Origin of the sequence: Mycobacterium asiaticum (genome assembly GCF_001668675.1) — a bacterium.
GTDB classification, from domain to species: Bacteria; Actinomycetota; Actinomycetes; order Mycobacteriales; family Mycobacteriaceae; genus Mycobacterium; species Mycobacterium asiaticum_D.
Genome location: NZ_LZKQ01000252.1, coordinates 25,620 through 33,688, shown reverse-complemented (window position 1 = coordinate 33,688; position 8,069 = coordinate 25,620). Strand labels below are relative to the sequence as shown.

Below are 8,069 nucleotides of genomic sequence, written 5' to 3'. Positions count from 1 at the left end.
CCCCCCCCCCCCCCCCCCCGCCCCCCCGCCCCCCCCCCCCCCCCCCCCCCCCGGGGCCCCCCCCCCCCCCCCCCCCCCCCGGGGGGGGGGGGGGGGGGGGGGCCCCCCCCCCCCCCCCCCCCCCCCCCCGCGGGGGGGGGGGGGGCGCCCCCGGGGGGCCCCCCGCAACCAAACTTCACCCGTACCGTGGAGGCGTGCGATACGCGATTGCCATTCCCCAATTCGACTCGGACGGTTTCGATGCCGACGGGCTGCGCTCGTATCTTGCCCGGGCCGAATACCTCGGTTTCGAGGGCGGCTGGGTACTCGAACAGATTATCGGTGATGCGCCACTGCTGGCGCCGCTGGAATTGCTGGCCTACGCCGCGGCCTGCACCCAGCGGCTGCGGCTAGGGGTCGCCGTAATGGTGACCTCGCTGCACGATCCGTTGCAGTTGGCGTCTTCGGTGACCGCGGTGGATCGGCTCAGCCACGGGCGGCTGGACATCGGGATTGCACCGGGTGGAGGCCGTCGCAGGTTCGCGGCCTTCGGCGTCGAAAAGGACACCTACATCAGCTATTTCACCGAGGGTCTGCGGTTGATGAAGGCGGCGTGGTCGGACGAACCGCGAGTGACATTCCACGGCCGGTTCCGTGAGGTCGACGACCTGCCCATCCAACCCAAGCCGGTGCAACGACCGCATCCGCCCATCTGGTTCGGCGGTTCGGCGCCCAAGCACTGGCCCGCGCCGTGCGCCACGGCGACGCCTTCCTGGGTGCCGGGTCGTCGACGACGGCTGACTTCGCCAACGCGGTGCAGGTGCTGCATCGCGAACTGGCCGAGCAGCTGAAGGATCCCGCGCACTTCACCATCGGCAAGCGGGTCTATCTGATGATCGACGACGATGCCGCCCGGGCTCGCGAACGTGTGCTCGCCGGGCTGCGACGGATCTACGGAAAAATGGCCGGCATCGACGCGGTCCCGGTGTCGGGGACCCCGGCCGACGTGGTCCGCGGGCTGCGCGAGGTGATGTACGCGGGCGCGGAGATGCTGTTGCTCAATCCGGTCGGCGAGGATGTGGCCGAGAATCGGGAACAGATGGAACGCCTTGCCGCAGAGGTCATTCCGCAGCTCAGCTAGCTTGCGCGAGCAGACGCTAAAGCTCCCAACACGCCGAGCGTGCGGGAGCTTTGGCTGGGGGCACCTCCCGCTAGCGGGGGACTGCTCGCGGGGGTAAAGCTAGAGCTCGGTGGCTGAGCCGCCGGCGGCAGTGATCTTCTCGCGGGCGCTGCCGCTGAACTTGTGCGCGGTCAGGTCCACCTTGACGGTCAGCTTGCCGTCACCGAGGACCTTCACCAACGTGTTCTTGCGAACGGCGCCCTTGGCCACCAGCTCGTCGATACCAACCGAGCCCCCTTCGGGGAACAGCCGGTTGATGTCGCCGACGTTGACGACCTGGTACTCGGTGCGGAACCGGTTGCGGAACCCCTTGAGCTTGGGCAGCCGCATGTGCAGCGGCATCTGCCCGCCCTCGAAGGTCGCCGGAACGTTCTTGCGCGCCTTCGTTCCCTTGGTGCCGCGACCCGCGGACTTGCCCTTGGAACCCTCACCGCGGCCGACACGGGTGCGCGCGGTCTTCGACCCGGGCGCAGGCCGCAGGTCGTGCAGCTTGATGGTCACTTCTACTTACCTCCGGTATTCGCGGGCTCCACCTCGACGAGGTGGCGCACCACCGCGATCAGCCCGCGGGTCTGTGCGTTGTCGTCGCGGATCACCGAGTGGCGAATCTTGCGCAGGCCCAGCGTGCGCAGGCTCTCGCGTTGCTTCCAGCGTGCCCCGATGGTGCTGCGCACCTGGGTGATCTTCAGCTGTCCGTCACTCATGGTTGTGCCTGAGCCTCTCTTGCCACCGCGGCCCTGGCCAGCGCGTCACTTTCGCGACGGGCCTTCAGCATCCCGGCCGGGGCGACATCCTCGATGGGCAGGCCGCGCCGGGCGGCCACCTCCTCGGGACGCTGCAACATCTTGAGGGCGGCGACGGTGGCGTGCACCACATTGATCGCGTTGTCACTGCCCAACGACTTCGCCAGAATGTCGTGCACCCCAGCGCATTCCAGCACCGCACGGGCCGCACCACCGGCGATCACACCGGTACCCGGGCTGGCCGGACGCAGCAGCACGACGCCGGCTGCGGCCTCACCCTGCACCGGGTGCGTGATCGTTCCGCCGATCAGCGGCACGCGGAAGAAGCCCTTACGAGCCTCCTCGACGCCCTTGGCGATCGCGGCCGGAACTTCCTTGGCCTTGCCGTAGCCGACGCCGACCATGCCGTTGCCGTCACCCACGATGACCAGGGCGGTGAAGCTGAAGCGCCGACCACCCTTGACCACCTTGGAGACGCGGTTGATCGCCACGACCCGCTCCAAGTAGTTGCCTTTGTCGCCGTCACGGTCGCGGCCACCACGGCCACCGCCGTCCCGGCGGCCCCGTCCGTCGCGCGAGTCGCGGCCGTCACGGCTGTCCGGGCCACGGTTATCTGTGGTGCCCCCAGCCGGCTGTTCCGCCATTATGCGAACCTTCCGTTCATCAGGCTGATGCTGTTCATCAGAATTGCAATCCGTTCTCGCGGGCGGCATCAGCCAATGCCGCGATCCGTCCACCGTAGGTGTAGCCGCCGCGGTCGAACACCACGGTGTCGACGCCAGCGGCCTTGGCACGCTCGGCGATCAACTGGCCTACCCGCACGCTACGGGCTTTCTTGTCGCCGTCCAGACCGCGGACGTCGGCTTCGATGGACGAAGCGGCGGCCACGGTGGTGCCGTTGAGGTCATTCACCAGCTGCACGTGAATGTGCCGCGAAGACCGATTGACCACCAAGCGGGGACGGTCGGCGGTGCCCGAGAGCTTCTTGCGCAGCCGGGCGTGCCTACGCAGCCGCGAGACCCGCCGGGTTGCGGAAATTGTTTGCGCCATGACTACTTACCTGTCTTTCCGACCTTGCGGCGGATCTGCTCGCCCTCGTAACGCACGCCCTTGCCCTTGTACGGGTCGGGACGGCGCAGCCGACGGATGTTCGCCGAGATTTGGCCGACCTTCTGCTTGTCGATCCCGGAGACCGTGAACTTGGTGGGCGCCTGGACCGCGAAGGTGATGCCTTCGGGGGCCTCGATCACCACCGGGTGGCTGTATCCCAGCGCGAACTCCAGGTTGCTGCCCTTGAGCTGCACACGGTAACCGACGCCGTAGATTTCCATCTTGGTCGTGTAGCCCTCGGTCACGCCCGTCACCAGGTTCGACAACAGGGTCCGCGACAGTCCGTGCAACGAGCGGTTGTGCCGCTCGTCGTTGGGACGCGTCACCACAATTGCGCCGTCGTCGTTGCGCGACACGGAGATTGGCTCGGCCACCGTCAGCTCGAGGGTGCCCTTGGGTCCCTTCACCGAGACGTTCTGGCCCTCGATCGTTACGTCGACTCCGGCCGGAACCGGAACCGGCTGCTTACCAATTCGCGACATCTTTTACGCTGCCTCTCCCCTACTACCAGACGTAAGCGAGGACTTCGCCGCCCACGCCCTGTCTGGCTGCCTGACGGTCGGTGAGCAGGCCCGACGACGTCGAAATGATCGCAACGCCGAGGCCGCCGAGCACGCGCGGCAGGTTGGTGGACTTTGCGTACACACGCAGGCCGGGCTTGGACACCCGCTTCAGGCCGGCAATGCTGCGCTCCCGACTGGGTCCGTACTTGAGCTGGACGATCAGCGACTTGCCCACCCGAGCATCCTCGGTACGGAAGTCGGTGATGTAGCCCTCGTTCTTGAGGATCTGGGCGATGTTGGCCTTGATCTTGGAGTGCGGCAAGGTCACTTCGTCGTGGTAAGCCGAGTTGGCGTTGCGCAGACGGGTCAAGAAGTCTGCGATTGGATCGGTCATAGTCATCGAGCGCTGCTCCTCTTCATCGCTACGCTCTGCATCGTCGTCATCGCGGTCATTGAGCGCTACTCCTCACCAGCTGCTCTTCTGCACGCCGGGCAACTCGCCCGCATGCGCCATCTCGCGCAGGCAGATTCGGCACAGCCCGAACTTGCGGAACACCGCGCGCGGACGGCCGCACTTGCTGCAGCGGGTGTAGCCGCGCACCGCAAACTTCGGCTTGCGCGCGGCCTTGTTGACCAGTGCTTTCTTCGCCATCTGCTCAGTTCTCCTTGAAGGGAAAGCCGAGGGCCCGCAACAGCGCTCGTCCTTCGTCGTCGTTCGTCGCCGAAGTGACGACGTTGATGTCCATGCCGCGGACCCGATCGATCTTGTCGACGTCGATCTCGTGGAACACCGACTGCTCGGCCAGCCCGAAGGTGTAGTTGCCAACACCGTCGAACTGCTTGGGTGACAACCCGCGGAAGTCACGGATACGGGGCAGTGCGATCGACGTGAGCCGGTCGAGGAACTCCCACATCCGGTCGCCGCGCAGCGTAACCCGTACGCCGATCGGCATCCCTTCGCGCAACTTGAACTGCGCGATGGACTTTCGCGCCTTGCGGATCTCGGGACGTTGCCCGGTGATCAGCGCCAGGTCGTTGACGGCGCCGTTGATCAACTTCGCGTCGCGAGCGGCCTCGCCGACACCCATGTTGACCACGACCTTGGTCACCGTCGGGATCTGCATCACGTTGCGGTAATTGAACTGCTTGTGCAGCGCGTCGCGAATCTCGTTGCGGTAGCGCTCTTTCAAGCGCGGCTGAGTCTTTTCTGCAGTGGTCATCAGATGTCCTTGCCGTTGCGCTTGGAGATACGGACGCGCTTGCCGGTCTCCTCGTCGACGCGGTAACCGACGCGAGTGGGCTTGCCGTCCGAATCCACGACCATCACGTTGGACACGTGGATCGGCGCTTCCTGGGTGACGATGCCGCCGGAGCGGGCACCACGCTGATTGGTCGAGACGGCGGTGTGCTTCTTGATGCGGTTGACACCCTCGACAAGCACCCGGTTGCGGTCGGGGTAGGCCTGAATGACCTTGCCCTTGGCGCCCTTGTCCTTGCCGGCGATGACTAGCACGGTGTCGCCTTTGTGGACCTTCATCTACAACACCTCCGGGGCCAGCGAGATGATCTTCATGAACTTCTTCTCTCGCAACTCACGGCCGACCGGGCCGAAGATGCGCGTGCCGCGCGGGTCGTTGTCGGGCTTGATGATCACCGCGGCGTTCTCGTCGAACTTGATGTAGCTGCCGTCGGGCCGCCGACGTTCCTTGACGGTGCGCACCACGACGGCCTTCACGACGTCGCCCCGCTTGACGTTGCCGCCCGGGATGGCGTCCTTGACCGTGGCGACGATGACGTCACCGATGCCGGCGTAGCGTCGCGACGAACCACCGAGCACCCGGATGCACAAGATCTCCTTGGCGCCGGTGTTGTCGGCGACCTTGAGCCGCGATTCCTGCTGAATCACTCGATCTCCTGACCTGTTTGACGTGTGCGCGGCAAGAGAACAGGCGGTGTACCCGAGACGGGCACAACCGACGGCAGCACTAGCCGTGCGCGGTCTTGAAAAGCATTCGTTCCCGAAGGGCACGCGGGGCCGGTGAATGCTTACACATGAACCAGCCGAGGTCTGCCCAAGGCAACCCCTAGAGTCTAGGTGACAGCCAGCTCACCGCCAAATTGGCGATCGTCCGGCCGCTCAGTCGCCCTGCCGGTGCCAGGCCATTACGTAGAGCACCAGCGCCGTGGCCAGCCCTATCAATACCCAGATCACGACGGCCTGGTCAACCCAGGAGCCAGCCGGCGGGAGCCACCCCTCCCGCAATTCGGTCACGTCCACGCGGCCTGCCGCGGTGGTCGAGCCGGTGCCCAGCGGCTCGAGGCGCACCACGACGACTTTGTTGTCGGCCGTACTCAGGTCCGGGTCGGACAGCTGGCGGGGCACGGCAGCCAGCCGGTCATAGCCGAATAGCGACACCAGGTAGACGACGTCAGAACCGCGACCGCCGGCAGCTACGCCCGGTCGCGGTACCAGGCGATGATGTAGATGACCATGGCGGTGGCCAGGCCCAACAGCACCCAGATCACCAGTCCCTGGTCGATCCAGGCGCCCGTCGGCGGCGAGCCGGGCAGGAAGTTTCGCAGCGGCACCACCGCGAACAGCATGGCCGCATACCAGGTGCCGAACGGCGGCAGGAAGGGTCGCCGCCTGGTCACCATCTGAATGGCGACGAACAGCGCCAGCGCGGGCAACGCGATCAGCACCAAACAGATCCCGATGTCGAAAAATTGCTGCGCCTTGGTCCGCTTCAGCTTGATGACGACGGCAGCGGGCGCTTTCGGGTCCGAACTGGCAACGCGTTCGAGGTGGATGTCGAATCCGTCCACGGCCCCTTCCACCTCGACCCGCGCCGGCTCGTAATGGCTGGTGTCCGCGGCACCGACGAGCCATTCGGCCTGAATCGGGTCCGTCACGTATTCGTCCACCGGCCATTCGGTGGCTTTGCCGCGGGCGTCGATGGTGGTCGACAACCATTCCGGAGCTTTGCCGGTGTGGTACTGCAATTCGGCCATGTCGTTCTGCGAGACGAACCGCACCGCCGATTCAGCGGTAAGGCGGTTCAGCCGTCGATTGATGATGGACTCGTCCGGCCGAAGCAAGACCTTCACCTCAAGCAGTTGCTCGGTGGGGTTGAGTTGTTCGACGTGCACAACGACCAACGGGTCGTCGGTGGTACCCAGGTCGACCTTCGGCAGCGGATGCGGTGCCAGCCATTTGTAGCTGAGCACGCCAAGGAGCCAGAGCACCGAGACTCCGACGATGATCGACGTGTCCAACACCAGGTGCTTGCGCACCGACATGTGCTTGTGTTCGGGCGGTCCGGGCTCGTGCACTGGCGACGCGGCCTCGGGGGATGACACGGACTCAGATGGTAGCAATCACCACACCGCCCGGCAGCGCTTCGCGCTCAATCTCATTGGCGCGCCTAAGCCACCGCCCGTCACGCTGGCGTGACGCTCGACGCCCAACGCCACGCTGGCGTGACGCTCGCACCATCTGTCTGCGGCGGTCATCGTCGACTTCGCCTGCGGCCGAATCGGTTTCGGTGGGCGCTTTGAGCGGTCACGAGTCCCCGGCGGCGATGAGCCGCCATTCAGTCCGACTGTTTTCGGTACGCCACGATGAACAACGTCATCGCGACGATCAGGGCCAGCAGCACCCACAGCGTGATGGCCTGATCCACCCACGAGCCCTCCGGTGGCTTGCCCGGGAAGATATTTCGCAGCGGGACCACCGCGAACAGCATGGCAGCGAACCAGGATACGAACGGCGGCAGGAACTTCTTCTTGCCCAACACCATTGGGATGGACACCCACAGCGCCAGGGCGGGCAGCGAGATGAGCACCAGGACGATGCCCAGGTCGAAGATGAGGGTGCTCTTGGACCGGTGCAAAGTGATGATCACGTCATCGGGGCGGGGATCTTCATCGCCTGGAGATTGGACACGTCGGAGGCTGGCGTCCCAGCCGCCCACCGAACCTATGACCTCTACGCGAGCGTCCTCCACGGTGCGATTGTCACCAGTACCAGCAAATACCTCGGCCGAGATTTTGCCCGTGCGGTATGAGTCGAATGGCCAGTTGGCCGGGTCGCCTTCCGCATCAAGATAGGTGCTCTGCTGGGCCGGCGACTTTCCGACTGGGTACTGCAAGTCCCCCAGGTCGTTCTCGGGATGCATGCGCACGGTTACATCCTGGGCCAACACGAAATATTTCTTGTTTACCAATGAATCTTCCGGAATGACAAGGACGCTCACCTTCAGCCGGTTGTTAACCGTGTCCAGCTCCTCGAGCTTCACCTGTACTACGGTGTTCTCCTTGGCGTCGAGGTTCGGTTCCTCCATTGCCTCGCCCGACGTTGCGAGCAAATGGACCCCGACCAAAGACAGTACATACACGACCAAGACGGCGAGGATTACACCGAAGTCGACCAGTAAGCGTCGCGCCCGGGACGGCTGCTTCGGCTGCCCCGGCGCCGGCCCGGTCGGCTGACTGTGTGGCGGCGCGGGCGGGGCGGGCGGCGGGGCCTGATGGCTCATCGGACGCGGCCTTTCA

The 8,069-nt window shown here is 65.5% G+C and carries 13 protein-coding genes and 1 pseudogene; 1 reads left to right on the top strand and 13 read right to left on the bottom strand.

Annotated features, from left to right (window positions below):
* The first annotated feature begins 194 nt into the window (after window positions 1–194).
* Window positions 195–1,120: pseudogene (locus A9X01_RS21830) on the top strand (LLM class flavin-dependent oxidoreductase).
* Between the two features lie 99 nt (window positions 1,121–1,219).
* Here the strand turns inward: A9X01_RS21830 and rplO are convergent.
* From rplO to A9X01_RS21765, 13 genes are all read right to left on the bottom strand, one after another.
* Window positions 1,220–1,660, bottom strand: coding sequence for a 50S ribosomal protein L15 (gene rplO, locus A9X01_RS21825; protein WP_065035111.1), 441 nt, complete (start codon window positions 1,658–1,660; stop codon window positions 1,220–1,222).
* A gap of 2 nt (window positions 1,661–1,662) precedes the next feature.
* Complete coding sequence (rpmD, locus tag A9X01_RS21820; protein WP_036352730.1) at window positions 1,663–1,863, bottom strand: 50S ribosomal protein L30; 201 nt, start codon at window positions 1,861–1,863, stop codon at window positions 1,663–1,665.
* On the bottom strand, window positions 1,860–2,546 hold the full coding sequence (gene rpsE, locus A9X01_RS21815) for a 30S ribosomal protein S5 (protein WP_065122724.1): 687 nt from the start codon (window positions 2,544–2,546) through the stop codon (window positions 1,860–1,862). Before rpsE ends, rpmD begins: the two co-directional genes overlap by 4 nt.
* A gap of 37 nt (window positions 2,547–2,583) precedes the next feature.
* Window positions 2,584–2,952: a 50S ribosomal protein L18 gene (rplR, locus tag A9X01_RS21810; protein ID WP_065122723.1), complete on the bottom strand. Its 369-nt coding sequence runs from the start codon at window positions 2,950–2,952 to the stop codon at window positions 2,584–2,586.
* A 2-nt stretch (window positions 2,953–2,954) separates the two neighbouring features.
* Window positions 2,955–3,494: a 50S ribosomal protein L6 gene (gene rplF / locus A9X01_RS21805; protein ID WP_065122722.1), complete on the bottom strand. Its 540-nt coding sequence runs from the start codon at window positions 3,492–3,494 to the stop codon at window positions 2,955–2,957.
* A 22-nt stretch (window positions 3,495–3,516) separates the two neighbouring features.
* On the bottom strand, window positions 3,517–3,915 hold the full coding sequence (gene rpsH / locus A9X01_RS21800) for a 30S ribosomal protein S8 (RefSeq protein ID WP_036352718.1): 399 nt from the start codon (window positions 3,913–3,915) through the stop codon (window positions 3,517–3,519).
* A 66-nt stretch (window positions 3,916–3,981) separates the two neighbouring features.
* A complete protein-coding gene (locus A9X01_RS21795; RefSeq protein WP_011739072.1) occupies window positions 3,982–4,167 on the bottom strand; it encodes a type Z 30S ribosomal protein S14 in 186 nt (61 codons plus the stop codon).
* Window positions 4,168–4,171: 4 nt separating this feature from the next.
* Complete coding sequence (gene rplE, locus A9X01_RS21790) at window positions 4,172–4,735, bottom strand: 50S ribosomal protein L5 (protein ID WP_065035115.1); 564 nt, start codon at window positions 4,733–4,735, stop codon at window positions 4,172–4,174.
* On the bottom strand, window positions 4,735–5,052 hold the full coding sequence (gene rplX / locus A9X01_RS21785; protein WP_065035116.1) for a 50S ribosomal protein L24: 318 nt from the start codon (window positions 5,050–5,052) through the stop codon (window positions 4,735–4,737). Before rplX ends, rplE begins: the two co-directional genes overlap by 1 nt.
* Complete coding sequence (gene rplN, locus A9X01_RS21780; protein WP_036352708.1) at window positions 5,053–5,421, bottom strand: 50S ribosomal protein L14; 369 nt, start codon at window positions 5,419–5,421, stop codon at window positions 5,053–5,055.
* A gap of 231 nt (window positions 5,422–5,652) precedes the next feature.
* Window positions 5,653–5,931: a DUF8686 domain-containing protein gene (locus tag A9X01_RS32275; protein WP_065122721.1), complete on the bottom strand. Its 279-nt coding sequence runs from the start codon at window positions 5,929–5,931 to the stop codon at window positions 5,653–5,655.
* A gap of 35 nt (window positions 5,932–5,966) precedes the next feature.
* Window positions 5,967–6,815, bottom strand: coding sequence for a DUF4436 domain-containing protein (locus A9X01_RS21770; RefSeq protein ID WP_081282534.1), 849 nt, complete (start codon window positions 6,813–6,815; stop codon window positions 5,967–5,969).
* A gap of 293 nt (window positions 6,816–7,108) precedes the next feature.
* Window positions 7,109–8,053 (bottom strand): DUF4436 domain-containing protein, encoded by a 945-nt coding sequence (locus A9X01_RS21765; RefSeq protein WP_065122719.1) that lies wholly within the window; start codon window positions 8,051–8,053, stop codon window positions 7,109–7,111.
* Between the last annotated feature and the right edge of the window lie 16 nt (window positions 8,054–8,069).